Raw genomic sequence first — 26,789 nt, forward strand, 5'->3', positions numbered from 1 at the left:
ATAGAAAAAGAAAGCTGGGAGAGAATGAACAACACACTTAAAGGGATTTTGTACGGTGTTCTCGCGTATGTGGTATGGGGTGTCTTACCAATTTATTGGAAACTAATTCAAGATATTTCTCCTTTTGAAATATTAACACATCGTATTATTTGGTCTTTTGTAACGTTAATACTTTTCATTCTTCTTACAAAAAAATTAAAGCAATTTAAAATAACTTGGAAGCAGATTGTAAGTAATAAAAAAGTATTTGTCTCAATGATTGCTATTTCACTATTAATTAGTACCAATTGGCTAATCTATATTTGGGCAGTCAATTCAAATCATATTCTTGATGCAAGTTTAGGCTATTATATTAATCCATTAGTTAGTATTATACTTGGTGTGATCGTATTGAAAGAGTCATTGTCAATTTGGCAAATCGTTTCAGTTTGTTTAGCAACAATAGGTGTAGGATATTTAACAATCATGTCAGGTACATTACCAATCGTAGCAATATTATTATCTTTAACATTTGCCTTTTACGGATTATTGAAAAAGATTTTAAATATCGATTCTTTTTTAAGCCTTACAATAGAGACATTATTAATTTTTCCAGTAGCCTTACTTTATTTTGGTTTCCTAGCTTATAAAGGCCAAGCAGGACTTGTACAAAGTGCACCAATTGAGCAATTATTAATAGTAGGTGCTGGCTTAGTAACAATTATTCCTTTATTATTTTTCGGTAAAGCAGCACAATTAATACCGTATACTTATGTTGGTTTTTTACAATTTATTTCACCAACAATTAGTTTATTAATAGGGATTTTATTATACGATGAAAGTTTTTCAAAGAAAGACTTTATCTCATTTTCATTTATTTGGTTAGCATGTGTCGTATTTGCGATCTCAACTACACCGTTTATGAAATCAATTGAACAAAAACTTAAAAATCGAAATAAGAAGCAATCAATATCTGCCTAAAAATATATTATTTTTGTAGCATTGAAAGGAGTAAAAATGGCTGTTAGTAAAACGAATGCAATGAGAATGTTAGATTCAAAAAATGTTAGCTACACAACCTTAAATTATGAGTCGAATGATGGGAAAATTGATGGGGTTTCTGTAGCAAAAAAAATAAATAAAGCTCCCGAATTTGTTTATAAAACACTTGTATCAATCAGTCAATCCAAGGCGATTTATGTATTTGTCATACCAGTTGAAAAAGAATTAGATTTAAAATTAGCCGCAAAAGCTGCTGGAGAAAAGAAAGTAGAATTATTACCAGTGAAAGACCTTTTAGCAAGTACTGGATATGTTCGAGGTGGCTGTTCACCGATTGGAATGAAAAAGCAATACCCTACTTTCATTGAAGAATCTGTTAATGATATAGAAGAGATTATTGTTAGCGGTGGAAAAATAGGTATACAACTTCAATTGAATGCAGAAGATTTAATACAAACAACTCGAAGCAAAATAGCAAAAATTTCAAAATAAACGAGTCTTATGAGGGATCTAAATGGTAGGGTATTTTATGTTTTATCTAGTAATCATAAACATTATTTCATTTGCAATTATGGGAATTGATAAGTCACGTGCAAAAAGAAAAGCATGGAGAATTCCTGAACGCATATTATTTTTATTTGCAATTATCGGAGGTTCGATTGGTTCAATTTTAGGAATGTATTATTTTAGACATAAAACAAAGCATCCAAAATTTGTTTTTGGTTATTGGATCATCCTATTTATCCAATTTGTAGTCTATTTTTTCTTCCTGTAATTTAGTGGGATAGTCTTACCTTAATTGTATAAAATATTTTTATGACAAATTAAGGAGGCGAAAGAAATGGGACGTGGAAATGGTGGAAGAAAAAATAACGGCGGTCAAAAACAACCAAACTACGAAGATAAATCAAATTTATCTGAATCAAAAAAAGCACAAAAGTAAAAAAGTTAGCCTGTGATCACTTGGTTGATGCAGGCTTTCTTATTGGAAATGGGGAATAACAAATGCAAAACGAATGGTTTACAAGAATTAAAGGAATAGATATAGATGAAGTCTCAAATGAAAATATGACAATCTATTTTATAAAAGAAGAAGATTTAAATGAGGCTAAAAAGGACTTAAGTAAAAAAATACAATGGCCAGAAAATTGGTTAATAATTGGCTTCGATGACGAAACGGATGATGTTATTTTTATCAACGAGGAATCAGGGGAAGTATGCACTACTTATGAATTTGAACGAAAATGGGAAGTCGTAACACTGTATTCAAGTTTGAATGAATTTTTAGCTGCATATGGATATTGAGTTTTTATAAAAACTAAGGGTGTTCCAAAGCTGAAATATGGATGGGACCCCTGTATTTTATGGGTAGTTAAGTGTAATTTGCAAATAAGTAATCTATCTGTGCAAATAAATGATGAAAAGCTGCAAAAAAACAGTGAACTGCAAATAAAAATTCGAAAATCGCAAATAAAAAAAATAATTACCTATACCAGTTAGGGTATTATGTCCTTATATTTTTAAAATAGTTGATATGAATAAGAAACTAGTAAAAAAGTTTGAATTCTTACTAAATCTAATAAAAATCTATTCATTCTTTTAAAAAAAGATCGAATAAATCACCTACAAACGAAAAGCGGTGTTGAGATACCCCTAATTACTTCTATTAAGTAAAAGTTTGCTTTAGTTATAGTTAAAATGGAACAAAAAAGCCATATCATTGATATGGCTTAAAACTTAAGTTTTCGACCTTTTATGAAAATCAAAACTTTATATTTAATTGATTTTTTAAATAAGTAAGTAATTCTGGATGTTTTTCCTTTGACCAATACATCATTTCTTGCCCTTGGCCATTAGAAGTTACTTTCTTTCCATTTGGCTTTTGAAAAATTATCCTTCCATCTTTAAAAAAATTCATTATATATACTTTATTGTCCATTGATTCCTTATCCGACAATACAAAGAAGTAATTCCCCTTGTTATTTAATTCTTTGTTTTTCTTCATTAATTCTTCTTTTGAAGGCTGAACTACTTCCATTTTGTTTACTTTTTCGATAAACGCTTCAATTTTTTTATTATCCTTTATAGTCATTGATGTTTTCTCAGAGGATACTCCTTTATTAACACCTTGAACCATTAAAATAACATATTCACTTGAATTTGGAATTTCTAAAATTTTATCATCAGACTTTGATTGGCACGCACATAATAAAATTGTAATTAATATAATTACAGAAACTTTTTGTATATATTTCATTTGATATCATCTCCCCTATGTACATATACGACATTAATGATTAATTTCCTTTTTTTACCATTACAATAGGAGTTTTAATAAAAAAAAGAGGTGCCCCAGTGTCAGCTAACCTGACTTCTGAGACAGCCTCTTTAATTACATTGATAAGTTTTGATTTTCGTTCACTAACTCTACTTTAGATTTTTTATCTTTATACAATAATCTAGCAAGAATTAAGAGCGAAACCGTTCCAAATATTAAAACCATATATTGTAAACCAATTGTATCTAAAAATAATCCTGTACTTAATAGTACGATTTGAAATGTTACACGGTCATACATACTTCTAAATGAGAAAAGTCGACCATGATAAGATTTGTCAATTGAAGTTTGGAAAACAGTTGAACAAACAGGAAAGAAGCAACCAACTGAAAATCCGAAAATTGCAAATGAGATAAGTGTCATCCAATGGTGATCTGCAAAGAAAAGTGATAGCTGAGCAAAAGCTACTAAAAAAGTTGAAAAGTATAGTAATTGTTTATTCGTATACTTTATTGTTAATCGTTTAATGACAAATGCTCCAATCATGAATGAGATACCTTCACTTGTATAAATAAGGCCTTTGATTGAAGGATCATGTTGAATATCACTTATTTCGATTACCATTAAATTAAATCCACCAAGGAATAGTACCGGGACTAAGTTCAAGATAAATAAATTTAAGATTGTTGGACTTTTTCTAATAAGTGCAAATATTTCAGCAAATCCTTTGTCAGTTTTAGATTTATTTGTTTTTTCTACATTCATTGGTTTGATCGATGGTTCTTCAATTCGTAAAAAGAACGTCATTAAAAATAAAAATGCATATGCTAACATACTCATTCCGTATACATTTGTGAGACTAGTTGATACAACTAAAATACCACCAATTGAAGTTCCGGCAATTCTTGATATTGTAGAAATATTCATATGAATACCGTTTAAAGTTAATAACTGTTCGTTTTTCACAATCATTGGTATGACAACTTGAAGCGCTGGAAAGTAAAATGCAGCAGAAATTTGTAGCATAACTAAAAATAAGACCATGAAAATAATACTTCCGTATTGTATTGCGAAAAACATAAGAATCACACTTAACGTACGACCTAAACCACTAATTAATAAAATCTTTTTCTTTGAATATTGATCAATTAACCTCCCAGCTAACGGACCAAAAATAACTCCTGCTAATAAACCGATAAAAAGAATTAACGATTTAAAGAAATCAGAAGGTATATGTTTTTGCATAAATTCTAAATTTCCGATAATTCCGAACCAAAGACCTATACCGGCTCCAAATTCACCGAACAACACGATCCAAACGTTTCGGTTTTTCCACATAAAAATTTCTCCCCATTTAACCTAATATAATTCGACAAAATTTATTATCTCATCAATAGTTAAAAAAGACTATGTAAAATCGAAATAAAAATAGAAAAAGTAGTTTATAGGTATCGATTAATTGGGGTGTCGTAGTGCTTAATCAGCTAAATGGTAGGTTAGTGACTCAAGAAAAGGATTAAATAGAAATAGATTAGTGAAATAAGAAGGGTATTGTTGAATTTGAATTAATAAATTAAAATTTTCATAAAGTTAATTATTACATAGGGGATAAAAATGAATAATACTTATAAAAACTTATTTGATGAATATGTAAAAGAACTAGATAAAGCTGTCTCATTTGAAGAAGATAAATTGGATTTTATTAGAGAAAAAATGTTAATTGAAGGAAAATCAGAGGTAGAAATTGAGAATTATATTATTGGGAATTTTGACCCTATATGTTGTTCAGGAAGAGTTATTGCAGTGTTTAGGAAATATTGGTTAAAATGCAATGACTTAAATGTTAATTACAAAAATAATGGTTCTGATGAATATATTAACCCTAAGGTCTTTACTATTGACTGGCTTTCAAATGATGGAGACCCTTATGAATTAGTTGAATTAATGAATGGTATGCCTTACTTTCCAATTGGAATAGATGAAAATGGCGATTATTGTTAAATTTCCATTATTTTATAAATAATAGTTTCGCAAGTTCATTTTGGACATTTCTAAAGGCTGATTTAACTAACGTATTGTATTTTTCCCACCATTTGGAGATTATTTTTTGAGGAGAAAAAAATGAAGAATAATAAAGAGAAAATCGATACTTTAATGATTGAATTAGGATTTGAAAAAATAAAAGTGAACAATGTCTTAAACTATTTTTTAAAAGGAGCTTATTATAAAGTAAACTATTGTGATGAACTAAAATCATATATCATTGAAACTGCAAGTAGTTTAACTGAAGCAGAAAATAATGTGTATGAATATTCTGATGTATATCCAAACTCACTTGGAGAAAAGAAAATTCTTGAAGAACTTCGCAAAGACTTAATTTGGTTTTACATTAGTGATTAAAGAACTTATGCAACTAATGAGATGCGATAGTTGAAGATTAAGTTGGTAATCTTATATCATATAACTTATTTAATCCAACAAAAAGAAACATAATTCCTGCTAACATACAGGCATCCAAATTATGGGTTCCTTTCTTTTATCATATAGGTATTAAGAGTATCCTTCAAGAGAAAAATAAAGGAAGAAATTACAAAGGAGATACCAAAAAGTTGAACATAAAATACTTAGATTTACTGGCTCATAAATATGATAGTGAAGAAAAAGTTGTAACTGAGATTATTAATCTTGAAGCCACTCTCAATCTGCCAAAGGGAACAGAGCATTTTGTTAGTGACTTACACGGTGAATATCAAGCTTTTCAACATGTGTTAAGAAATGGTTCGGGTAGAGTGAAAGAGAAAATAAGGGACCTATTTCAAGATGAACTATCTGATATGGAAATAAATGAATTTGCAACGTTAGTTTATTATCCTGAAGAAAAATTAAAGTTAATTAGAAATAAGTGTGTAAATAAACAAGAGTTACAACAGTGGTACACAGAAACCATTGACCGTATGATCAAGCTAATTTCTTATTCCTCAACTAAATATACACGCTCAAAATTACATAAAGCATTGCCTCAAGAGTTTGTTTATATAATAGAAGAGCTACTTTACAAAATAGATGAATCGATCGATAAGAAACAATATTATTCAAAAATAGTCCAGCAAATTATTTCTCTTGGTCAAGCAGATAAGCTCATTACAGGTCTGGCCTATTCTACTCAGCGGTTAGTAGTTGACCATCTTCATGTCGTGGGTGATATTTATGATCGCGGACCTGAACCTGATAAAATTATGGACACTTTAATTAATTATCATTCTGTTGATATTCAATGGGGAAATCATGATGTCTTATGGATCGGTGCCTTTGCTGGATCAAAGGTATGTCTAGCTAATATTATTCGAATCTGTGCTCGATACGACAATTTAAATATAATAGAAGATGTGTATGGAATAAATCTTATACCACTTTTAAATCTTGCAGAAAAGTACTATGTGGACAATCTAGCGTTTAGACCAAAGAGCAATTCGGATAAAAAAAAGTCTGATCATGAAATTTTGCAAATCACTAAAATCCATCAAGCGATTGCAATTATTCAATTTAAGCTTGAAATGCCAATCATAAAGCGACGCCCGTATTTTAATATGTCAGAAAGGACTTTACTTGAGAAAATTAATTATGACCAAAATGAAATAACAATTAATGGGGAAACTTATCCATTAGAAAATACTTGCTTTGCAACTATAAATCCAGATAATCCTAGTGAATTATTAAAGGAAGAAGAGCAAGTTTTGGACAGACTATTGTTTTTTGTCCAGCATTCAGAAAAGTTGGCCAGACATATGAATTTTCTCATGAAGAAAGGCAGTCTTTATTTGAAGTATAATGGGAACTTATTAATACATGGATGCATCCCAATCGATGAAAATGGTAATATGGAAAAAATGGTAATTGAAAATTATACTTATGCAGGTCGTGATTTACTTGATATTTTTGAACATTATTTACGACATGCTTTTGCACATCCTGAAGAGACGGATGATCTCGCAACAGATATGGTCTGGTATTTATGGACAGGAGAATATTCATCATTATTTGGAAAAAGAGCAATGACGACCTTTGAAAGGTATTTTATAAAAGACAAACAAACACATAAAGAGATTAAGAATCCCTATTACCATTTACGAGAAAAAGAGGAAATCTGCAGTAAAATTCTAGCAGAAATGGATCTTAATCCAAAAGTTGGTCATATAATAAACGGCCATACACCTGTTAAAGAAATAAAAGGAGAAAATCCAATTAAAGCAAACGGAAAGTTGATAGTCATTGATGGAGGATTTTCCAAGGCTTATCAATCTACAACTGGTATTGCTGGATACACTCTATTATATAATTCCTGTGGTATACAACTTGTTGCACATGAAAAATTTAATTCAAAAAAAGATGTTCTACTTAAAGGATCAGATGTTTTATCCGTCAAAAGGTTGGTGGGAAAAGAACTCGAGAGAAAAAAGGTTCTAGAAACTAATGAGGGAGAGCGATTATTACAGGAAATATCCGTTTTAAAAAGTCTGTTGGAAAATCGCTATAGGAGTTTAGATCACTCATTACAATCTAACGATTAAAGACTTTTATAAGCATAAAAGCACCATGAACTTTATTAAATCATAGTTAAGCAGCGGAAATACTGAATGTGGTAGTCAAATTAATCTCAATGTTAAACATTTAGTAAGAAGATCATTTTATTGATGGTCTTGTTTTTAGTACAAGTAGAAAATACACATTATATTTAAACTTTAAAAAATAAAGTTGACACTCTTAACTGTTAAACTCCATGAGGGAACTTGTGAATGGTGTTAAGTATGATCTTGAATGATCATAGACGAGATTCTACTTCGTTGAAGAATGCTATTTTCAAATGCTCCAAAAATAATAATGTTTTGATAAAATATCCTAAACACATGTTTTAGTTTAAGAACACGAGTTGCTTGCAGCTCGTTTTTTTTTTGAAGTAGATGGCTGTTTGGTTACATATGAAAGGGAATACGATTACCTTTATAGAATTATCATTATTAATCCATTACATAAGGCGGGAAATAAATGAACATTAGAGAAATCAAACTAGACGATGCAGAAAATTTTGTACAACTCATTAAAGAAGTTGAAAAACAGGCTGATTTCATGCTGTATGGAGCTAGAGAAAGAAATATTACAGCCGAGAAACAACGTAAACAGTTAGAAGTTATTGAGAAATCACCGAATTCAACCATATTTGTTGCAGAAGATTCTTCTGGAATATTAGTCGGTTATGCGTTTGCGATTGGGAGTAGTGCGATAAGAAAAAAACATTCGGTCTATCTTGCCATTGGAATCTTAGAGGAATACACAGGTAAAGGTATTGGTACTAAATTATTTCAAAACATAGAAGAATGGGCAATTAAACATAGTATTTCAAGATTAGAACTGACCGTTGTAAAACAAAACGAAGCAGGTGTAGGTTTATATAAAAAGATGGGGTATGAAATTGAAGGAACAAAAAGGAACTCACTAATAATAGACGGTACTAGTTTTGATGAATACTACATGGCCAAATTATTATCTTGAGTTCATATGTAACTAAAACATGCAATAGTTGAATAACACTGAGGTGATAGACGATTAGTTCCTTTTTCACTTTCTTGAAGTAAAGATTAATAAAAGGACTCTTAAAATAATATTGATTAACTTATGAAAAGGGGATTAAATATGATATTGGAAGCCGTTATGCTACAAGTGAAGCAAGGTATGGAAGAGGAGTATGAAGAAGCATTTCGTGGTGCATCACAAATAATTTCTTCAATGAAAGGCTACATATCTCACGAATTACAACGTTGTATAGAAGTAAAGGGGAAATATTTACTACTAGTTCAATGGGAAACATTAGAAGACCATACAGTTGGTTTTAGACAATCTAACGAGTATCAAGAATGGAAAAAGCAATTACATCATTTTTATGATCCATTTCCGACTGTTGAACATTATAATTGGGTTAAACTTTAGTAAATCTTATTCAGCTACTTGGATGTACGATCTAAACGTCGATTCACTGTGTTGAATTTGAGGATTCGTGGTTGGCCAAGGAATGCGATAGTTGAACAGGAATTGACTGCTTCGGTATTTTTTAAAATTAAAGTAAATGTCAGTTTAGTTGAAGATGGATTTTCTAAAATTCTATTAATTATGCAAAAATACCCCAAGTTACAGAAGTCAATCTTAGCTGTATAATTAGCCTATTATTAAACATGAGACTAGATAAACTATCAGGAGGATTATTGGGGGGATCAACAGGATACTTCGATTAGGACTGATAATTACAGGTGGTCTTCTATTCATACAAGGAATGATCACAAATGAAAAAAATAAAGAAAACTTATGGAATGCTACAGATATAACTGTATACGCAAATGAGTTTTTAGGCTGTATCGGGTTTATAATTACATTTTTTCTTGGAGGTTTTTTAAAATTTTTGCCTGTTTGGTTAGTAAAATCACTATGGTTTTCATTAGGAATTGGATTTATAATTCTTGGATTACTTTCAAATTTAGAATTTCTTTTAAATTATTGATCTAAAGAGGAATCCAAGAATTAAAACGATTAATTTCATTCCTTATTAGAATAGTATCTTTTAAATTTATAAGAGGAGAAAAATATGAAAAAAGAAGCATTTCGAATTAACGGCTACATCGTGTTGGTATTAATAATAGGATTATTATTGTTTGGAGGGATAATTTCTTTAACTAGTGGTAATGCATTTTTCATGATTGCTTCATTTTTATTCGTTTGTTTGATTTCATCTGGATTTGTAATTAACCAACCTAAAGTAGCAGTTGCTATGGTATTTATGGGGAAATATTTAGGGACAATCTACGAGGATGGATTCTATTGTACTATTCCATTTACAAGTAAATCAAAAGTTAATCTAAAGGCTGTTAACTTCAATAGCGATGTATTGAAAGTAAATGACATCGATGGGAATCCAATCGAGATTGCAGCGGTTGTAGTATATAGTGTAGTTGATGTTGAAAAAGCATTGTTTGATGTTGCAGATTATCAAAAATTTGTAATGATTCAAAGTGAGACAGCAATTCGTCATATTGCAACGAAATATGCTTATGACACGACAAATAAAGAAGAATATTCTTTAAGAGGGAATGCAGAAGAGATTGCAGTAGAATTACAAAATGAGTTACAAGAAAGACTTCAAAAAAGCGGAGTAAAAGTTCAAGAAGCTCGATTAAGTCATCTTGCTTATGCTCCTGAGATAGCAAGTAGTATGCTACAAAGACAACAAGCGAAAGCTGTTGTTCAAGCTAAAAGAGAAATAGTAGAAGGCGCTGTTGGTATGGTGGAAGATGCCTTGAAAATGCTTGAAGAAAAAGGATTATTAACTGCAACAGACGGTCAAAAAGCCGATATGGTTACTAGTCTACTTGTAACAATTATTTCCGAAAAAGGTGCACAACCTGTTTTAAGTACAATGAAAAAATAGAAACCACAAAAAAGTGTGGATTCTATTTTAAGTTCAAATATACATATATCTAACTCATTGCTTTAGTTGTAGAAAAATAGGCTACTTCAGTAGTCTTTTTTTTATATTACAAAATGTAAGTATTGTTAAATTAGAAAATACTAAATTGTGCTATGATTTAAATGAAATGTAAATACTAGATAACTTAAACAAAAGGAGATCATAATGAGATTATGGAATTTTATATTAATGGGATTGTTATTTCGCTATTCTCTTTTTAAAAAGAAATGCCTTAAGCAACTAAAGCATTGCGTTAGTTTAACAATGATGGACTACCTAGGTAGTTTTTTTTATTGGACTAATTTCATTATCTTAATAATGGCATTTCTTCTTATTTTTTCTCCTATAAAAACAGGAGCAGTTACTGTAGAAAATAATCCGCTTGTTTAATTAATTGACACGATGTACATAACTTCACATTTTCTAGTGTTTAATGTATAATATGAATATCCTAGGTAAACTTAAATGTTTTTGTAAACACTATTTTTTTAATAAATGAGATAGATATTCAATCTTTTTGAGAGGATGATTATGATGGGACGTTTAACAGGTAAAGTAGCAATTATCACTGGTGCAGCTCTTGGAATGGGGGCATCAGAAGCAAAGCTTTTTGCTAAAGAAGGAGCAAAAGTAATCGCAACAGATATTAAAGAAGATGCGTTAAATGAGTTAATAAATGAAATTAAAGCAGATGGTGGGGATGCAATCGGTTTAAAGCATAATGTTACATCTGAGAAAGAATGGAAAATTGTAATCCAAGAAGCAATAAATCATTACGGTAAGATAGACGTATTAGTGAATAATGCTGGTGTAGCTAGTCCAAAAACGATGACTCAAATGGAAATGGATGAATGGAATAAAGTAATGGATATTAATTTAAATGGCTGTGTTCTTGGAATGAAACATGTCATTCCAGAGATGCAAAAAGTCGGTGGTGGTTCTTTGATTAATATTTCATCTATTGGTGGGATAGTAGGTATGGCTGGATCAAGCCCATATACTGCTGCAAAAGGGGCATTACGTTCTTTATCAAAATCAGCTGCTGTAGAATATGGAAAAGATAAAATTAGAGTGAATTCCGTTCACCCTGGTATTATTGAGACACCAATGACAGCTGAATCGTTTAAAGAGGCTTTACCATACTATCAAACGTTTACTCAACTTCCTTATTTCGGAAAACCTGAAGATGTTGCGTATGGAGTACTATTCCTTGCATCTGATGAATCACGCTTTATGACCGGAGCTGAGCTTGTTATTGATGGTGGTTGGACAGCCCTATAATTTATTGCGATTACGGATAGAATGACGGCTGTGCTAGAAAGAATTTATAGAAAACATGACTTGTTTTATAAATTTCAATCCAAATAAAAAGTCGATCATTAGTTGATCGGCTTTTTATTTGCATTATTTTCAGCAGATAAACTTCTGTATTTCAGAGGATTATTTTTGTAAGGCCCTTTAATAGACAAAGTCATTAATTGAAAAGCCATTTCATGTTCAGAATAATGCATGTTATTTTCAATCCACCAAATAATAACTTCTAAAAAGGCAGATTCCACATATTTGATGATTAAATCTCTTTTAGCAATAAGGTTTTGATCACTAGGTTCTATTTGGTTAATCCCCTCGGAAACAAACTCATGAATAATTTCTAAAAGTCCCGAAGTTAAATAAGGAATACGGTTAGTAACAAGTAAAGCTCTATAAAACGCGAAATTTTCCGCAATCTGGTGAAATAATTGAACAAAACTTGGATGAGGTTGTTGGTCTAAATAATCGAAGTTGTCTAAAAATGATATTTGGACATTTACTTTTTCACGCAAATCTTTTAAAGTTTCGTCAATATATTGAATCATAAGTTCATTCTTATCTTTATAGTGAAGATAAAATGTAGCACGTTTCACAGTTGCTTGATCAGAAATATCCTGTACAGTAATTTCATCAAAAGCTCGTACTTCCATGAGGTCAATAAAGGCCTGCTTTAATAACCTTCTAGTTCTAATTACACGTGGATCAATTTTTTGTTTTGTCATAAATTCTATTCCTTTTCAATGAAATAATATTCGTTTTGATAATCAACTAAATAAGATGCTTGAAAAAACAGATTTTTAGAGCTGTTAAATATCATATTACCAATATTGTAATGGCACCCTTAATTCACCTCATAAATTGTATTCTTCAATATCTTACTATACTTATAAGATTTGATACACAATCACTTTTTAATATCAACCATAAAATGCTGCTTTCTTAATTTTAGGATGATAAACTGGAACAAAATTGCGTTAACTTTACTTTTTTATTCAGGAAACAATTTATTGTTGATGATACTAATTTGATAAAAGGCTATGAGGTCTTAGGCTATGAAACTAATACGTTCCATTCTTATTTGTGTAACGGATTAGAAAAAGAGTTTAAAAATCAGTTTGATTTTTCATTGAATGAAAATGGTTTTATTAAATCTCTTGCTGAAGCAGAGAAAGGATGTGACATTGCAAATGACAAAAACCTTGAACAGAACCAGTTTTTTGGCTTCCTTGGGCTATTTTTGAATACAATTCTTATTGAACTACGCATTGCAATACTTACATAAATATATGCCTATATCCAACTTATTCTCTATTTTCAGGTGAATTATTAACCTCTTTATCGATAATAAATTTGTTTAGAATTTAAGAACATTAAGATTAATATTTGTTTAGAGTTTTCTGGGGAAAATGCATTTCTAACTTTACAAAATGGACATTATCGAAAATTTAAAAAGGAACTGCAGTTTGCAATTCCTAAACTAAAGTCTTTTATTTATTAGCAGCGTTTATTACACTAAGTGAATTATTTATTGCCGTTTTGCATTTACTTACATCAGGTTTTGATGAACGAACTGTTGCTAATACAACGTCAATTGTTCCGTCAATTTTTGTCCATGTTGTTCCATCTATTTTTCTAAGTTTAGCCTCTGATGAATCCCATTGATGTTCCAAATTATCAGCATTTTTATAAGCTGAAGTAAAGTTCTTTGAGTTCACATCTGTTAGAATTTGATTTTCAATATTTACAAAATCCGTTAATTGACCAGATAATGTAGTTTGAGTAGAAGCAGTTTGTGATGATAATTTTACATAACCGCCAATACCTACTGCTAAGAAAATAAACAATACTAAAATTGTTTGTGCCATAACATTTTTTTTACTACTATTTATTTCTTTTGTTTCACTTCTTGCGGAAATATCAATTTTTGTGACAGCTAGGAAAATGATGATAGCTAAAATTGCGGTTAGAAAAATTACACTTGTAACTGTTGTACCTAAGCCTAACCCGCCATTTACTTTTGGCTGAGATAAGTAATCGCCTAATGAAGCGCCGAGTGGTCGAGTAAGAATATACACTATCCAAAAAGCTAACATTCCATCAAGCTTTAAAAACTTCCATGCTAAAAATACACAAAGTATGATACCAATTACTGTTACTCCGGTCTTAAAATACCCAAGTCCAAGTTGTTCTGAATACAAATCTCCTACTGCAGTTCCTAGAGCAAATGTGAAAAGAATGGAAAACCAATAGAAAACTTCTCTTTTTCTTGTGAAAATTGAGTGTATAGAAAGTGTTTTTTCACTAAGATACCAAAAAAGGAAAGTTAATCCTAGTAGTATTGAGAAAACAATTGTACTTGTCTCAAGAGGTACTCCCATTGCGTCAGTCAAATTATCTGTTACCAAAGTACCGAATACACTTATTAACACAACAGTTATCCAATAATAACTAGGAACATATTTTTTTGCTCTGAATTGAAAAAATAATGAGATAAAAAATGCTAAACCCATAATGATCGTAGTAAGTCCTAATCCAAGACCAAGGTTAAAATTCAGGAAATCAGCAAATGTTTCACCAACGGTTGTACATAAAACTTTGATAATCCAGAAATAGATTGTAACTTCTGGTACCTTGTTAAGTAAAGCTTTCATTTTATTTTGGGTTGTTTCCATAAATAAATTCCTTTCATTTGATTTAAATATATTTTTATAGTTACCAATAGTTATGAAAAAAATGAACAAATAGGTAAATTGAATAATTTTTTTCAAACTTCTTAAATTTTTTATTGTGCTATTTTATTTTTTCGGATTTAACAACATATTTGCAACAAACGCATGCGATAGTTGAATTAGATGTGACTTTTAAATATGGGGAAAAATGGAAAGGCAATGATGAACTATTATCAATCACAAATATTTAAACCCTTATTCAACTATCATATTGCGCTAGTTGAACAACCTTAAAGTTGCCTCGGTAGCTTTTTTTATTAAGTAAATGGTAGTTTAGTTGAAATAAAATGGGCTTTTTCAAGCATTTGAACGCGCTTGCCGATTTGTTCCAGCGGTTTTTCTAGTATTCTTGTTTTTTAATGTAAATTTTATCAATCCAACTAGCAATGGATTGTCGTTGTTAATTTCACAAATAATTTTATTAACAGTTGTTGCACTACCACCTTTGACAAGTGTGATTGGAAATGAAGTGAATTTTTATCAAAAAAATGAGTTTATCACTTCAACTAGGATCATGGGAGGTAGTAATTTTTGGGTGATTAAAAAACATATTATTCCGTTTTTACGTTCTAGAATCATTCTTATATTCGTTCAACAAATTATTCAAGTTCTTCTATTAATGGTTCATTTAGGCGTTTTTAATTTGGTGATTGGAGACAGTCAGATTATTAATACAGGTGAAAGAGAGGTTACCGTTTCTTTATCAAATGAATGGTCAGGATTAATTGGCTTATCGTACGCTGAATTAATGTTGGATAAATGGATTGTAATTGGTCCAAGTATTGGATTCATATTAACCATCCTAGCCTTTACTCTAATTAAAAAAGGAATTGAAAGTCGAATAGTAGGAAATAAGGAGAAAGTAAAACAACGTAAACGCTCGTCAAAGAAAGTAAAACATGATTTAATGATGGATTTTTCATTTGTCAATGAAGAGAGATAAAAATTCGAAACTATTCATATTTGCTTTCTATAATCAACTTGTCGGATTTTACTTATATAAATAAGGTGTGCGTTAGTTATATATTATTATGGAGCCGTGATTGGCTCATTTTTTTATGCAACAAAATGGCAGATTAGTTGAATAAGGATTACTGATAAAATCATGTGGAAAAGGAGTTAGTTAATGGAATACGTACTCTCTAGTAGAAAAAGAAGGTTTTTTGCGTCCTTGATTGATGGAATTATTAGTGGAGGATTAGCTTTTTTAACGTTTTTTATTTTAAGTTTAACGCATGCTAAATTCTTAGAAATAAGTATGCGTGAAATGTTTGACAAACATATTGTATATTCGATAATTTACATTCTTATTACATTAATGCCAATAATTGTATTTGAAATTATCATACCAACTTATATTTGGAGTGGGCAAACAATTGCTAAGAAGTTGTTAGGCATTAAAGTGATAAAAGATACTGAAGAAGTTGTTACGATTAAGACAATGACATTACGTTCAAGCTTAACTTTATTGGCAGGAATAAATATTCCAGTCTTTAGCCAAATAATGAGTGTTGTAGGTTTAATAGATTCATTATTTATTTTTAATGATGATAAAAAGACACTGCATGACATAATCGCAAAAACTAAAGTTATATATTGTTAAAGTGATGGTATCGTTTCGGTCTTTGGGAGCTTATAGCAAAATTCAAAAGACTAATATAATAAAAAACTTATGTAACTAACGCATAGCAATTGTTGCACATCATGATCGGCTGTTTAGTCGATTTTTTAATTGAAGTAAAAAGAGGGGGAGTTAAATAAGGAATTATAAAATATGTTACTATTATGAAAGTAATTAACGCACTTATTAAAAAGTTCGAAAGAGGTTGTTTTAGTGAAAAAAGCTATTTATTTAATTTATTTATTACCGATTCCTTTTTTTACCACATGGTTTGACTTGAACCGAGTACCATATACATCTTATTTTTTATTTTTTGCAACATTTATTATGGGGTTATTATTAGTTCAATTAAAAATGAATCACGTTCTCATAGTAAATGTACTCGTACTTTTATTATCTATTATTTTAGTGAAAATTTTTATACCAGAAAATGGTCCATATAAGTTAATTGAAAGAAATATTTCTTCAATTTTCTATTTTATATTATATTTTCTAGGTCAATTAATCATTAGATTTATACTCCACGTTGTAGCTATTAATAAATCAGTGTCAAAAGTGGAGTAAAAGTTTATATTCCCAAGCTAAAAAAACTTAGAAATTAAAACAATGGGTTTGTTGTTATGCAAGTAACTCATTCGTTAGTTCTATAAGGAATTAACAACTACTCAACCCAAAAATAAATTTAAAATGATTACGTTTCTTTTTTATTTGTTTAAAGCCTTCTTTAGAGTCAATTATAATAACTGTTTTAGCTAGCCAAATTCTTATATAGTATTGGTTCCGGTTAAATAAAAGCCTTTGACAAAGGAAAAAACACCCCCAAAGTCGTATAAATAATTATCGACATTTTGGAGGTGTTTTTTTTAGGTTAGAGGTCAAATAATAAATGAGTGTGCTTGTTTAAAATTGGTTTGCTTAAAAATAGGAGAAAATATACAAAATGAGAAGGGATTATGAAATGAATAAAGAAGACCTACTAAGTAAAGGATATCGGAAATATTCAGGAGAAGAGATTGAAGTTTATTTCAGCAAAGAGATCTGTACACATTCAGGTAATTGTGTAAGGACTTTGCCGAAAGTGTTTGATACAAAAAGAAAGCCGTGGATTCTTGCTGATAATGGAGAAGCAGATTCAGCTATGAAAACGATCGATTTATGTCCAAGTGGTGCACTACAATATATTTATAAAAAGGATGAAAAATAATATGAATATTGAAAAGGCAGATAAAAAACACTTCATTGAGAATGAAGAAGGGAAAATCGTCGCTGAAATTACATTTGTACAAGCTGGAGCATCAAAAGTGATCATTGATCATACTTTTGTCGAAGAATCCTTGCGAGGACAAAATATTGCCAGTAAACTTGTTGCTTCTGTTGTAGAAGAGATGAGAGAACAAGACAAAAAGATTGTGCCACTGTGTCCATTTGCTAAGGCTGAATTTGAACGCAAAAAGGAATATCAAGATATGCTTGCGTAAATATACACATTGTTAAATGATGTCAACAATCGTCCTTTTTTACATTTTTTTCTATCCATCATGTTAAAGTATCTCAATATTGAATAAAGAGGTAATAGTATCTCAAAGATTAGTAGTTAAATTGAAAAAAAGTAAGATCTAAATATATTAAAGGCGGTGTAAATTTATGAACAACAGCCCAATTGTGAAAGAATACTCAAATGATTATCAAGCTCAAGTAGTTGATTTAATTCTTGCTATTCAGCAAAAAGAATACAGTATAAAGATTACCAAGGATGATCAGCCTGATTTGTTTACGATAGAAGAATTTTATCAGAATGGAAACGGGAACTTTTGGGTGGCTCTTTCTGGCGATAAAGTAGTTGGTACAATCAGTCTTTTAGACATAGGAAATGAGCAGGTTGCGTTAAGAAAGATGTTTGTAGATAAGGATTACAGAGGTGCTAAATATAATACTGCAAGTCTCTTATTAAATAATGCTATTGAATGGGCGAAAGAAATGTCAATAAAAGCAATTTATCTTGGAACAACCCCTCAATTTTTAGCCGCTCATCGATTTTATGAAAAAAATGGATTTACAAGTGTAGAGGGTAATGATTTACCTGAGAATTTTCCAGTAATGAAGGTCGATAAAAAATTCTATAAGTATTCGGTAGAATAGATTTAAATGATTTTAATTATTTAGCACAAAACAAGAAAAGAACAACTGTGGACCTGAGAAGTCCGTCGTTGTTCTTTTTTCATCTAAATATAATGTTTATACATTTACCTGAGGAAGCAAAATATGTTTTAAAGTATTTTCAGCTTCGTTTAATCGGCTTGAAGTTTCAAATGTCGCTTGTGCTTGCCCTGCACCGCCGCCACCTTTTCCTTCAACCTGTTTTAGTAAATTTTTAATTAGTTCCCCACAATTTACATCATTTTTAAGTTGATTAATTAGCAATAATTTTTGCTCTTTTACACTTGAAAATACAAGTAAAGAAGGTTTTTTAGTCTGTATTGATTTTGCGAGTAACTGTAAGTCTTTAACTGATTCTTCTTCAAATGTTTTAATAATGATATCATTTGTTGCATTTAATAATAACTCATTAGAAATTGAGTTAAAGATCGTTTCTTTCATTTTCTCGATTTCTTTTTGCGCTTCTTTTAATTCATTAATTGTCAATTCGACTTTATTTTTAACTTGATCAGTATGTGTATTAAATAATTGATTAATAGTTGATAATGTTTTACTAGTTTTTTGAATTTCCTCAAGTGCTCTATAGCCACATTTAAAATGAAGTCTAGTAGTTTGTCTTACTTTTTCAGTTTTAATTAATTTGATAAATCCAATTTCACCCGTTTGTTTTACATGAGTACCACAACAAGCAGATAAATCAGTATGTAAAATCTCAACAATTCTTATATTGTCTTCAACTTTTGGTAATTTGCGAAGTTGAAGTGCATTTAATTCTTCTTTATTTACGAAGTAGGTTTTAATTTCAATATTAGCAAGAATCTTTTCATATACTGCTCTTTCAATTTGATTTAATTGTTCAGCTGAAAGAGAAGGGGTATCTAGGTCAATCGTAACTGTCTCTTTTCCTAAATGAAAACTTACAGTAGGTAGATCAAATAGTTCAATAATGGTTGCTGAAAGTAAATGTTGGCCGCTATGATGTTGCATATGATCAATTCTACGGTCCCAATTTATTTCACATGTTGCTTCCAATGTTTCCGGTTTTGCATTTAAGACATGGATTACTTCTTCATCATCCTCTATTAAATCAACAATTTCGATTCCATTAATTGTACCGAAATCAGATGGCTGCCCGCCACCTTCAGGATAAAAAGCAGAATCTTCAAGTTTGATATGAAATAATGAATCAACTTCTTTAATTTCAGTAATTTTAGTAAACCATTTTTTTAATGAGGGGTGTTCAAAATATAGTTTATTTGCCATGATATTACCTCTAATCTTTTAATTTCCTAAATTTGATGTTTAATTTAAATTATATAGAAACGAAATAAAAACTTAAAATAATATAAATCTAATCTTAGCATAATTGACTATTACACAAATAGATTTTAGTATTTAGTTAATTAACTAAATACTAAATCTTAGGGGTGTGAAAGGTGAATGAACTATTTAAAGCATTATCGGATCCAACTAGAAGGAAAATTTTAGATTTATTAAAAGAGAAAGATTTAACTGCTGGGGAAATTTCAGAACAATTCGATATGTCAAAACCTAGTATTTCTCAACATCTTAAAATATTAAAGTCAGCCAAGTTAATTCAAGATGAAAAGAAGGGGCAATTTATTATTTATTCTTTAAATATGACGGTTTTTCAAGAAATTATCAGTTGGGCATATAGTTTTAAAGAAAATAACCTGAGAGGAGACTTAGATTGAAAAAGCATATTATTGCAATTTTACTATTTATTTGTTCATTAGTATTTTGGATTATTAACTTTCATGATTTACCAAGTCAATTACCTGTTCATTGGGATTTTTCAGGACAAGTTAATAATTACGATTCAAAAATGCAAACGTTTATCGAGCTACATGCGATCATGCTTTTCGTTTATATATTGCCAATTGTTACTCCGAAGATTTATCCAAGAAAAGAGAATTATAAGTTATTCCAGAGAAGCTTATACTTTATGGTAACAGGGATTTTATTTATTTTCTTTTTAATTAATATGAGTGTTTTATTTTATGGATTAGGTTATGACGTTCATATCGGCTCAATGAGTTTTCTTTTTATTGGCCTTTTGTTTATGTTTCTTGGAAATTATATGCCTCATATTCGTTCGAATTATTTTATCGGGGTCCGTACCCCTTGGACATTAAGTAATGAAAATGTTTGGAAAAAAACACATCGTGTTAGCGGTAGAGTATTTATGATCATTGGTTTATGTTTTTTATTGCTTTATTTTATACCAATGAGTGATAAGGGAATAATTGTCATTCCATTGATTATATTATTAATTGGATTCCCAACTATATACTCATATATTGCCTTTAAAAAGGAAATGAAAAACTAAATTAAGCTGTTTTTTTACAAAATTTGGAGATTGTTTTTGAATTTATTTTAGAAAAAATTTAATTTCCTTTTAAAATATGGTATTGTAAAGAGTAGAGCAAAAGAGTTGGAGGAATATAATTAAAATGATTACAGTTTCTAATGTTAGTTTGCGTTTTGCGGACAGAAAATTATTTGATGATGTTAATATAAAGTTTACACCAGGTAACTGTTACGGTTTAATTGGTGCGAATGGTGCGGGTAAATCTACTTTTATTAAAATTTTATCTGGTGATATCGAGCCTTCTACAGGTGATGTAATTGTAACACCAGGTGAGCGTCTTGCAGTATTAAAACAAAACCAGTTTGAGTATGAAGAGTTTGAAGTTCTTCAAACTGTAATTATGGGTCATACTCGTCTTTTCGAAGTAATGAAAGAAAAAGATGCAATCTACATGAAAGAAGATTTCACTGAAGAAGATGGCATGAAAGCTGCAGAACTTGAAGGTGAGTTTGCAGAGTTAAATGGTTGGGAAGCAGAATCAGAAGCTGCGATTTTATTAAAAGGTCTTGGCATTACAGAAGACTTACATTATAAAAAAATGGCTGAATTACAAGCAGGCGAGAAAGTAAAAGTTTTACTTGCTCAAGCATTATTTGGTCAACCAGATATTCTTTTACTAGATGAGCCAACGAATAACTTAGATCTTAAGGCTGTTCAATGGTTAGAAAACTTCTTAATTAACTTTGAAAACACAGTTATCGTTGTATCACATGACCGTCACTTCTTAAATCAAGTATGTACGCATATGGCTGATTTAGATTTTGGTAAAATTCAACTTTATGTTGGTAACTATGATTTCTGGTATGAATCAAGTCAATTAGCTCAAAGATTAATGTCTGATGCTAATAAGAAAAAAGAAGAGAAAATTAAAGAACTACAAGGATTTATTGCTCGATTTAGCTCAAATGCTTCAAAAGCGAAACAAGCTACTTCACGTAAAAAACTTTTAGATAAAATTACACTTGATGATATTAGACCATCTTCTCGTCGTTATCCATTCGTTGGATTTACGCCAGAGAGAGAAGTTGGAAATGATTTATTAACTGTAGATGGAATTTCAAAAACAATCGATGGTGAAAAAGTACTAGATAACGTACGTTTTACTGTAAACAAAGGCGATAAAATTGCGTTTGTTGGTAAAAATGACGTTGCGATTTCAACTTTATTTAAAATTTTAATGGGTGAAATGGAGCCAGATACAGGTTCATTTAAATGGGGTGTAACAACTTCTCAAGCATTTTTCCCTAAAGATAACTCAGAGTTCTTTGAAAAAAGTGATATGAACTTAATCGAATGGTTACGTCAGTTCTCTCCACAAGATGAGTCTGAAAGCTTCCTACGTGGTTTCTTAGGACGTATGCTATTCTCAGGAGAGGAAGTAATGAAAAAAGCTTCTGTTCTATCTGGAGGAGAAAAAGTTCGTTGTATGCTTTCAAAAATGATGTTAAGTGGAGCAAACGTATTAGTATTAGATGATCCTACTAACCACTTAGACTTAGAGTCAATTACAGCATTAAATAATGGTTTAATTGCATTCAAGGGTACTGCATTATTTACATCTCATGACCATCAGTTCATTCAAACAATTGCAAACCGTGTCATTGAAGTGACACCAAACGGTTTAGTTGATAAAGAGTGTACTTATGATGAGTTCTTAGAGAACAAGGATTTACAAAAGCAAGTAGAAGAGTTATATAAAAAATAATTCTATACACAAACCTTTGACATTGAAGGTTAATATTTGTGAAAAAAGTGAAACCACTAATCAATTGATTAGTGGTTTTTCGTACTTTCATCTTGTTTTCATATTTGATAAACTATAAAAAAGGGAGGAGAAAAAATGTCTGAGTTAAATGAAAATAAGTTTTTTAAAAAGTATTTAAAGAAAGCTTCTTCCTATTTAGGAAATAAAGAAAAATCAACGAATTTATTGAAAAAAGCAGCTAAGCTCGCACCGAATAAAAAAGGAGCGTTAGGTGAAGCTTGGGAAAAAGTAAATTTATTTATAGATCTATTTAAATCATATATTAATGGCAGTTATAGAGATATTTCCACAAAATCAATTTTGACTGTAATTGGGGCATTAATTTATTTTGTCAGTCCAATCGATGCAATACCAGATTTTATCGTAGGCTTAGGCTTTTTAGATGATGCAACGATTTTAGCGTATACATTTAAACAGATTAACAAAGATATTGAAAAGTATAAAATTTGGAAAGAAATGAATAACGAAAAAGATGAACCTTCAAATTTAGTGGAAATTGAAGTGTCAGAACAGGATCATGAGCTAAAAGATTAATATTTCTAAAAAAAGGTTGCCCATTAGTTATTAATGAGCAACCTTTTTTATATTGATTAATAATGAACATGACTTTCTTCTTTTGACCAAACAATGAAAGGGTTTTCAATATCTTTGACTTTAATCATAATTTGTTCACTTGGTATCGTTCGATCTTCATAGGGCAATGAAAGTTCATCATAGATATGTGCATCATCAAAACCAATTTTTGCAGCATCATCTTTTGTGAAAAAATAATATATTTTTGAAATTCTAGACCAATAGGCGGCACTTAGACACATCGGGCATGGTTCACAACTTGTGTATAAGACAGCATCCTTTAATAAATATGTACCTAAATTTTGACATGCGTTTCGAATTGCTTGGACCTCTGCATGTGCAGTTGGATCATTTAATGTTGTGACACCATTTACTCCGGCACCAATTACTTTTCCATCTTTGACAATAACTGCCCCAAATGGTCCACCATTTTTATTTAATAAGTTTTCGTAAGCAAGTCTTACACTTAATTTAATCCAATCAGAGTGATTCAAACTAACACCACCTTTATAGTAATAAGGGCGAAAGGTATTTACATTTATTTAGTTTCTTAAATTAATATAAATAAACATTCAATCAAATTGGTTAACCAAATCGATTTACTATTCTTTCAATCAACCATTAATATTAAAAAGGGTATCTTACTTATTTGTACACTCTCTTACAGTATTTAAGAACAAAAAATAGAGTAATATTATACAATTAAATATTTTTAATATAAAATTAAGTCCTTAATGAGAAAGGAAAACTTATAAATATTAAAAATGTCGAATAATTTATTCAGAAATTTAAAGGAGTTATTTGAACCGAATTAGAATATGTAAACGGTTACAACTTTTTTAAGGATGTGTTTGGAATGAAGAATTTCGGGAATTCTATTCAATTGCAAGTGTATAGTACCGGGAAAAAAAGTGAGATTCCTGTTAGATTTGAGGATTTAGAAAAGTTAGCACAAGATCAATTAGAAGAGGGACCTTTTTATTATATAGCAGGTGGCGCAGGTAGTGAGCGCTCGATGAATGAAAACCGATTAGCCTTTGACAAATGGAAAATTGTACCGCGAATGTTACGTAATGTGGCTGAGCGTGATATTAGTATAAAATTATTTGGCAAAACATATAATTCACCAGTTTTATTTGCACCAATCGGTGTCCAGTCGATTGCACACCCAGAAGGGGAACTTGAAACTGCTAAAGCAGCAGCAGAATTGAATATTCCATACATTACTAGTACTGCATCAACTTACTCATTGGAAAAGGTTTCAAGTGTTCTAGGAAATTCTCCTAAATGGTTTCAATTATATTGTAGTAGTGATATGGAAATAGCAGCAAGTATGATTAAACGTGCTGAAGCAAATGGCTATGAAGCAATTGTTATTACACTTGATACTTCGATAATGGGCTGGAGAGAAAAAGATATTGAAAATGCATATTTGCCATTCTTACAAGGACAAGGTATCGGGAACTATTTAGAGGATCCAGTGTTTTGCTCAAGATTAAATAATTCACCAAAAGAAGATCCACAGTCAGCAATTCTATTATGGACAAGACTCTTTGGCAATCCTGCATTAACGTGGGAAGATTTAGCATTTTTGCGAAATCAAACTAAATTACCAATTTTATTAAAGGGCATTTTACATAAGGACGATGCGATGCTTGCACTTGAATATGGAATGGATGGCATCATCGTTTCAAATCATGGTGGTAGACAAGTTGATGGAACAATTAGTACTTTAGATGCATTAGAGAGCATTTGTAGTGAATTAAAAGGTGAATTACCAATTTTAATGGATAGTGGTATTAGAAGGGGAGCGGATCTATATAAAGCATTAGCAATCGGTGCTGATGCAGTATTAATTGGTCGACCGTATATGTATGGACTAGCTCTTGGTGGTAAAAACGGAGTAATCCAAGTAATGAAAAATATTTTAGCTGATTTTGATTTAACGATGGCTTTATCCGGACAAAAAAGTATTAGTGAATTAAAGCCATCTTTGTTAGTAAAAGAAAACCTTAGTAAACATTTCTAAAAATTAAAAAGAGCGACCTCAGTAAGTGCTTAGACTAATGAGCCGCTCTTAATTTTTGAAAATTAAATTATGCTGCGTTTTTTACTTCGGTATATTCTTTAACGAAAAACTTCTCCATCATACACCCAATTACAAAACCAAGTAAAGCGGGTATTACCCAACCGAATCCTTTACTTTGCATTGGAACAATCGATAATAATTCATTAAGTCCATTATTTAGAAATGATGAATTGATAATCTCAATTAGGCTATAAATTCCAACAAACAAAATTGTTAATAAATAAACAGGTCTACCTTTAAATGGTAATTGATCGTGTAAAAGTGCTAGAACAATGAGTGCAATTGCCATTGGATATAAAAGACCTAATATTGGAACGGAAACTTTTAATATTTGAGTAAGTCCTAAATTTGCTACGAATCCACTTATAAAACATAATAAGATTGCCCATTTTTTATAAGATAGTTTAGGGAAAATACTATTAAAATACTGAGAACATGATGTGATCAAACCAATACAAACACTTAAACATGCAAGTGTAAAAATAAGTCCTAAAACAATCGTTCCACCATTACCAAATAATTGATGCATTACAGTCGTTAAGACGATTGCTCCATTGTCAATTTGTCCAGTAATCGTTGCTGAAGCACCTAAGTAGCCAATTATAAAATAAGTTAACGATAATAATAATGCACAAATTAAACCGAAAATCATTAAATATTTAATTTGTAATTTTTGATTTGTAACATTTAATCTTTGAAAAATATTGATGAAAACAATCCCGTAGATTAATGCACAAATCCCATCCATTGTTTGATAGCCATCTAAAATTCCTTGTGAGACAGGATTAGATTTATAAGTTAAGGATGCATCCTTAAAACTAGATAAGTCTGTAAACATTGCTTTCATAAAAACAATTAAAATTAAGATTAGTAAAGCTGGAGTTAAAATTTTACCGAATCTGTCAACTAATTTTGAAGGTGATTTAGCAAACCAATAAACGATACTAAAAAACACAATCGTATAAACTAATAGTCCTATTGGAGAAACAGCTAAACCTGCAGGCAAAAATGGTTTAACTCCCATTTCATATGCCAGACTACTAGCTCGTGGAATTGCAAGCCCAGGTCCGATCGACAAGTAGATTGCCATCGGGAAGAGAAGCGCAAAAATAGGATGTACTCTCTTTACAAGCGTATCAAAATTACCGGATTTAGCTATTGCTATAAATGCTAAAATCGCAATACCTGCATCTGAAATAATAAATCCAATTATTGCTTGCCATACATTCTCTCCAGCTGCTTGTCCAATGTATGCTGGAAAAATTAAATTACCAGCTCCAAATAACATAGAAAATAACATAAATCCAATAAACATAATTTCTTTTTTTGTTAAAGTATTCAAATAATTCCCCTCAATCATCGTTGCAATTTAAAAATGATTTT

At 30.4% G+C, this 26,789-nt stretch carries 31 protein-coding genes; 23 read left to right on the plus strand and 8 right to left on the minus strand.

All coding sequences use genetic code 11. The annotated features are described in order from the left end of the window. Positions 1 to 24 precede the first annotated feature (24 nt). The 4 genes from rarD (at position 25) to AB1282_RS16740 (ending at position 2,286) form a co-directional block, all read left to right on the plus strand. Positions 25 to 960, plus strand: coding sequence for an EamA family transporter RarD (gene rarD / locus AB1282_RS16725; protein WP_429899589.1), 936 nt, complete (start codon positions 25 to 27; stop codon positions 958 to 960). A gap of 36 nt (positions 961 to 996) precedes the next feature. Further along, a complete protein-coding gene (ybaK, locus tag AB1282_RS16730; protein ID WP_429899590.1) occupies positions 997 to 1,473 on the plus strand; it encodes a Cys-tRNA(Pro) deacylase in 477 nt (158 codons plus the stop codon). A gap of 22 nt (positions 1,474 to 1,495) precedes the next feature. Then, entirely contained in the window at positions 1,496 to 1,756 is a 261-nt protein-coding gene (locus AB1282_RS16735) for a DUF1294 domain-containing protein (protein ID WP_056477037.1), read from the plus strand. 230 nt (positions 1,757 to 1,986) lie between these two features. Next, complete coding sequence (locus AB1282_RS16740; protein ID WP_056477040.1) at positions 1,987 to 2,286, plus strand: SMI1/KNR4 family protein; 300 nt, start codon at positions 1,987 to 1,989, stop codon at positions 2,284 to 2,286. A 457-nt stretch (positions 2,287 to 2,743) separates the two neighbouring features. Here the strand turns inward: AB1282_RS16740 and AB1282_RS16745 are convergent, their stop codons facing one another. Together AB1282_RS16745 and AB1282_RS16750 are read right to left on the minus strand one after the other, a co-directional pair. After that, positions 2,744 to 3,238: a hypothetical protein gene (locus AB1282_RS16745; RefSeq protein ID WP_056477043.1), complete on the minus strand. Its 495-nt coding sequence runs from the start codon at positions 3,236 to 3,238 to the stop codon at positions 2,744 to 2,746. A gap of 135 nt (positions 3,239 to 3,373) precedes the next feature. Next, complete coding sequence (locus AB1282_RS16750) at positions 3,374 to 4,597, minus strand: MFS transporter (protein ID WP_429899591.1); 1,224 nt, start codon at positions 4,595 to 4,597, stop codon at positions 3,374 to 3,376. A 276-nt stretch (positions 4,598 to 4,873) separates the two neighbouring features. Between AB1282_RS16750 and AB1282_RS16755 the strand changes: the two genes are divergently transcribed. The 7 genes from AB1282_RS16755 to AB1282_RS16785 all read left to right on the plus strand — a co-directional run bounded on the left by AB1282_RS16755 (position 4,874) and on the right by AB1282_RS16785 (position 12,050). Continuing rightward, positions 4,874 to 5,260, plus strand: coding sequence for a hypothetical protein (locus tag AB1282_RS16755; protein WP_056477049.1), 387 nt, complete (start codon positions 4,874 to 4,876; stop codon positions 5,258 to 5,260). Positions 5,261 to 5,380: 120 nt separating this feature from the next. Next, positions 5,381 to 5,659 carry a hypothetical protein gene (locus tag AB1282_RS16760; protein WP_429899592.1) on the plus strand — a complete coding sequence of 93 codons (279 nt, stop codon included), beginning with the start codon at positions 5,381 to 5,383 and terminating at the stop codon, positions 5,657 to 5,659. Positions 5,660 to 5,868: 209 nt separating this feature from the next. Next, entirely contained in the window at positions 5,869 to 7,827 is a 1,959-nt protein-coding gene (locus AB1282_RS16765) for a fructose-bisphosphatase class III (protein WP_056477055.1), read from the plus strand. 475 nt (positions 7,828 to 8,302) lie between these two features. Further along, entirely contained in the window at positions 8,303 to 8,806 is a 504-nt protein-coding gene (locus AB1282_RS16770) for an N-acetyltransferase family protein (RefSeq protein ID WP_429899593.1), read from the plus strand. 141 nt (positions 8,807 to 8,947) lie between these two features. Next, positions 8,948 to 9,241 (plus strand): antibiotic biosynthesis monooxygenase family protein, encoded by a 294-nt coding sequence (locus AB1282_RS16775; RefSeq protein WP_429899594.1) that lies wholly within the window; start codon positions 8,948 to 8,950, stop codon positions 9,239 to 9,241. A gap of 649 nt (positions 9,242 to 9,890) precedes the next feature. Continuing rightward, a complete protein-coding gene (locus AB1282_RS16780) occupies positions 9,891 to 10,730 on the plus strand; it encodes an SPFH domain-containing protein (protein ID WP_429899595.1) in 840 nt (279 codons plus the stop codon). A 573-nt stretch (positions 10,731 to 11,303) separates the two neighbouring features. Continuing rightward, positions 11,304 to 12,050, plus strand: a complete 747-nt coding sequence (locus tag AB1282_RS16785; RefSeq protein WP_056477068.1) for an SDR family NAD(P)-dependent oxidoreductase — start codon at positions 11,304 to 11,306, stop codon at positions 12,048 to 12,050. A gap of 98 nt (positions 12,051 to 12,148) precedes the next feature. On the opposite strand, the gene AB1282_RS16790 is transcribed toward AB1282_RS16785, so the two are convergent. Then, positions 12,149 to 12,802 carry a TetR/AcrR family transcriptional regulator gene (locus AB1282_RS16790; protein WP_056477070.1) on the minus strand — a complete coding sequence of 218 codons (654 nt, stop codon included), beginning with the start codon at positions 12,800 to 12,802 and terminating at the stop codon, positions 12,149 to 12,151. 302 nt (positions 12,803 to 13,104) lie between these two features. Between AB1282_RS16790 and AB1282_RS16795 the strand changes: the two genes are divergently transcribed. After that, positions 13,105 to 13,362 (plus strand): hypothetical protein, encoded by a 258-nt coding sequence (locus AB1282_RS16795; protein WP_429899596.1) that lies wholly within the window; start codon positions 13,105 to 13,107, stop codon positions 13,360 to 13,362. Between the two features lie 205 nt (positions 13,363 to 13,567). Here the strand turns inward: AB1282_RS16795 and AB1282_RS16800 are convergent, their stop codons facing one another. Next, positions 13,568 to 14,752, minus strand: a complete 1,185-nt coding sequence (locus AB1282_RS16800; protein ID WP_056477074.1) for a COG4705 family protein — start codon at positions 14,750 to 14,752, stop codon at positions 13,568 to 13,570. Between the two features lie 592 nt (positions 14,753 to 15,344). On the opposite strand from AB1282_RS16800, the gene AB1282_RS16805 reads away from it, so the two are divergent. The 3 genes from AB1282_RS16805 (at position 15,345) to AB1282_RS16815 (ending at position 16,994) form a co-directional block, all read left to right on the plus strand. Further along, the gene (locus AB1282_RS16805) at positions 15,345 to 15,752 is read left to right on the plus strand and encodes a hypothetical protein (protein ID WP_429899597.1); all 408 of its coding nucleotides are present in this window, start codon (positions 15,345 to 15,347) and stop codon (positions 15,750 to 15,752) included. 183 nt (positions 15,753 to 15,935) lie between these two features. After that, positions 15,936 to 16,412 (plus strand): RDD family protein, encoded by a 477-nt coding sequence (locus tag AB1282_RS16810; protein ID WP_429899598.1) that lies wholly within the window; start codon positions 15,936 to 15,938, stop codon positions 16,410 to 16,412. Positions 16,413 to 16,643: 231 nt separating this feature from the next. Then, positions 16,644 to 16,994 (plus strand): hypothetical protein, encoded by a 351-nt coding sequence (locus AB1282_RS16815; protein WP_429899599.1) that lies wholly within the window; start codon positions 16,644 to 16,646, stop codon positions 16,992 to 16,994. 90 nt (positions 16,995 to 17,084) lie between these two features. Here the strand turns inward: AB1282_RS16815 and AB1282_RS16820 are convergent, their stop codons facing one another. Continuing rightward, the gene (locus AB1282_RS16820; protein ID WP_156339771.1) at positions 17,085 to 17,261 is read right to left on the minus strand and encodes a DUF3977 family protein; all 177 of its coding nucleotides are present in this window, start codon (positions 17,259 to 17,261) and stop codon (positions 17,085 to 17,087) included. Positions 17,262 to 17,388: 127 nt separating this feature from the next. On the opposite strand from AB1282_RS16820, the gene AB1282_RS16825 reads away from it, so the two are divergent. The 3 genes from AB1282_RS16825 to AB1282_RS16835 all read left to right on the plus strand — a co-directional run bounded on the left by AB1282_RS16825 (position 17,389) and on the right by AB1282_RS16835 (position 18,569). Next, positions 17,389 to 17,634, plus strand: coding sequence for a (4Fe-4S)-binding protein (locus AB1282_RS16825; protein WP_082459670.1), 246 nt, complete (start codon positions 17,389 to 17,391; stop codon positions 17,632 to 17,634). A gap of 1 nt (position 17,635) precedes the next feature. Further along, positions 17,636 to 17,908 carry a GNAT family N-acetyltransferase gene (locus AB1282_RS16830; protein WP_056477083.1) on the plus strand — a complete coding sequence of 91 codons (273 nt, stop codon included), beginning with the start codon at positions 17,636 to 17,638 and terminating at the stop codon, positions 17,906 to 17,908. 166 nt (positions 17,909 to 18,074) lie between these two features. Further along, on the plus strand, positions 18,075 to 18,569 hold the full coding sequence (locus AB1282_RS16835; protein ID WP_056477086.1) for a GNAT family N-acetyltransferase: 495 nt from the start codon (positions 18,075 to 18,077) through the stop codon (positions 18,567 to 18,569). A 96-nt stretch (positions 18,570 to 18,665) separates the two neighbouring features. Here the strand turns inward: AB1282_RS16835 and AB1282_RS16840 are convergent, their stop codons facing one another. Continuing rightward, positions 18,666 to 19,850 carry an alanyl-tRNA editing protein gene (locus AB1282_RS16840; protein ID WP_429899600.1) on the minus strand — a complete coding sequence of 395 codons (1,185 nt, stop codon included), beginning with the start codon at positions 19,848 to 19,850 and terminating at the stop codon, positions 18,666 to 18,668. 173 nt (positions 19,851 to 20,023) lie between these two features. Here AB1282_RS16840 and AB1282_RS16845 point away from each other — a divergent pair, with 173 nt between their 5' ends. The 4 genes from AB1282_RS16845 (at position 20,024) to AB1282_RS16860 (ending at position 23,278) form a co-directional block, all read left to right on the plus strand. Beyond that, positions 20,024 to 20,302, plus strand: a complete 279-nt coding sequence (locus tag AB1282_RS16845) for an autorepressor SdpR family transcription factor (RefSeq protein WP_056477093.1) — start codon at positions 20,024 to 20,026, stop codon at positions 20,300 to 20,302. After that, the gene (locus AB1282_RS16850) at positions 20,299 to 20,937 is read left to right on the plus strand and encodes an SdpI family protein (RefSeq protein WP_429899601.1); all 639 of its coding nucleotides are present in this window, start codon (positions 20,299 to 20,301) and stop codon (positions 20,935 to 20,937) included. Before AB1282_RS16845 ends, AB1282_RS16850 begins: the two co-directional genes overlap by 4 nt. A 124-nt stretch (positions 20,938 to 21,061) precedes the next feature. After that, complete coding sequence (locus AB1282_RS16855; protein ID WP_056477099.1) at positions 21,062 to 22,684, plus strand: ABC-F family ATP-binding cassette domain-containing protein; 1,623 nt, start codon at positions 21,062 to 21,064, stop codon at positions 22,682 to 22,684. 135 nt (positions 22,685 to 22,819) lie between these two features. After that, the gene (locus AB1282_RS16860) at positions 22,820 to 23,278 is read left to right on the plus strand and encodes a YkvA family protein (protein WP_429899602.1); all 459 of its coding nucleotides are present in this window, start codon (positions 22,820 to 22,822) and stop codon (positions 23,276 to 23,278) included. A gap of 56 nt (positions 23,279 to 23,334) precedes the next feature. Here the strand turns inward: AB1282_RS16860 and AB1282_RS16865 are convergent, their stop codons facing one another. After that, complete coding sequence (locus AB1282_RS16865) at positions 23,335 to 23,811, minus strand: nucleoside deaminase (RefSeq protein ID WP_056477104.1); 477 nt, start codon at positions 23,809 to 23,811, stop codon at positions 23,335 to 23,337. Between the two features lie 362 nt (positions 23,812 to 24,173). On the opposite strand from AB1282_RS16865, the gene AB1282_RS16870 reads away from it, so the two are divergent. Next, positions 24,174 to 25,346: a lactate 2-monooxygenase gene (locus AB1282_RS16870; RefSeq protein ID WP_429899603.1), complete on the plus strand. Its 1,173-nt coding sequence runs from the start codon at positions 24,174 to 24,176 to the stop codon at positions 25,344 to 25,346. A gap of 67 nt (positions 25,347 to 25,413) precedes the next feature. Here the strand turns inward: AB1282_RS16870 and brnQ are convergent, their stop codons facing one another. Beyond that, positions 25,414 to 26,748: a branched-chain amino acid transport system II carrier protein gene (gene brnQ, locus AB1282_RS16875; protein WP_429899604.1), complete on the minus strand. Its 1,335-nt coding sequence runs from the start codon at positions 26,746 to 26,748 to the stop codon at positions 25,414 to 25,416. Positions 26,749 to 26,789: the final 41 nt, after the last annotated feature.

It is taken from the genome of Gottfriedia sp. S16(2024) (genome assembly GCF_050473765.1).
Taxonomy (GTDB): Bacteria; Bacillota; Bacilli; order Bacillales; family Bacillaceae_G; genus Gottfriedia.

Coding starts and splice junctions, on each gene's coding strand:
- rarD (WP_429899589.1), top strand. CDS start 25: ATGAACAACACACTTAAAGGGATTTTGTACGGTGTTCTCGCGTATGTG.
- ybaK (WP_429899590.1), top strand. CDS start 997: ATGGCTGTTAGTAAAACGAATGCAATGAGAATGTTAGATTCAAAAAAT.
- AB1282_RS16735 (WP_056477037.1), top strand. CDS start 1,496: ATGGTAGGGTATTTTATGTTTTATCTAGTAATCATAAACATTATTTCA.
- AB1282_RS16740 (WP_056477040.1), top strand. CDS start 1,987: ATGCAAAACGAATGGTTTACAAGAATTAAAGGAATAGATATAGATGAA.
- AB1282_RS16745 (WP_056477043.1), bottom strand. CDS start 3,238: ATGAAATATATACAAAAAGTTTCTGTAATTATATTAATTACAATTTTA.
- AB1282_RS16750 (WP_429899591.1), bottom strand. CDS start 4,597: ATGTGGAAAAACCGAAACGTTTGGATCGTGTTGTTCGGTGAATTTGGA.
- AB1282_RS16755 (WP_056477049.1), top strand. CDS start 4,874: ATGAATAATACTTATAAAAACTTATTTGATGAATATGTAAAAGAACTA.
- AB1282_RS16760 (WP_429899592.1), top strand. CDS start 5,381: ATGAAGAATAATAAAGAGAAAATCGATACTTTAATGATTGAATTAGGA.
- AB1282_RS16770 (WP_429899593.1), top strand. CDS start 8,303: ATGAACATTAGAGAAATCAAACTAGACGATGCAGAAAATTTTGTACAA.
- AB1282_RS16775 (WP_429899594.1), top strand. CDS start 8,948: ATGATATTGGAAGCCGTTATGCTACAAGTGAAGCAAGGTATGGAAGAG.
- AB1282_RS16780 (WP_429899595.1), top strand. CDS start 9,891: ATGAAAAAAGAAGCATTTCGAATTAACGGCTACATCGTGTTGGTATTA.
- AB1282_RS16785 (WP_056477068.1), top strand. CDS start 11,304: ATGGGACGTTTAACAGGTAAAGTAGCAATTATCACTGGTGCAGCTCTT.
- AB1282_RS16790 (WP_056477070.1), bottom strand. CDS start 12,802: ATGACAAAACAAAAAATTGATCCACGTGTAATTAGAACTAGAAGGTTA.
- AB1282_RS16800 (WP_056477074.1), bottom strand. CDS start 14,752: ATGGAAACAACCCAAAATAAAATGAAAGCTTTACTTAACAAGGTACCA.
- AB1282_RS16810 (WP_429899598.1), top strand. CDS start 15,936: ATGGAATACGTACTCTCTAGTAGAAAAAGAAGGTTTTTTGCGTCCTTG.
- AB1282_RS16825 (WP_082459670.1), top strand. CDS start 17,389: ATGAATAAAGAAGACCTACTAAGTAAAGGATATCGGAAATATTCAGGA.
- AB1282_RS16830 (WP_056477083.1), top strand. CDS start 17,636: ATGAATATTGAAAAGGCAGATAAAAAACACTTCATTGAGAATGAAGAA.
- AB1282_RS16835 (WP_056477086.1), top strand. CDS start 18,075: ATGAACAACAGCCCAATTGTGAAAGAATACTCAAATGATTATCAAGCT.
- AB1282_RS16840 (WP_429899600.1), bottom strand. CDS start 19,850: ATGGCAAATAAACTATATTTTGAACACCCCTCATTAAAAAAATGGTTT.
- AB1282_RS16855 (WP_056477099.1), top strand. CDS start 21,062: ATGATTACAGTTTCTAATGTTAGTTTGCGTTTTGCGGACAGAAAATTA.
- AB1282_RS16860 (WP_429899602.1), top strand. CDS start 22,820: ATGTCTGAGTTAAATGAAAATAAGTTTTTTAAAAAGTATTTAAAGAAA.
- AB1282_RS16870 (WP_429899603.1), top strand. CDS start 24,174: ATGAAGAATTTCGGGAATTCTATTCAATTGCAAGTGTATAGTACCGGG.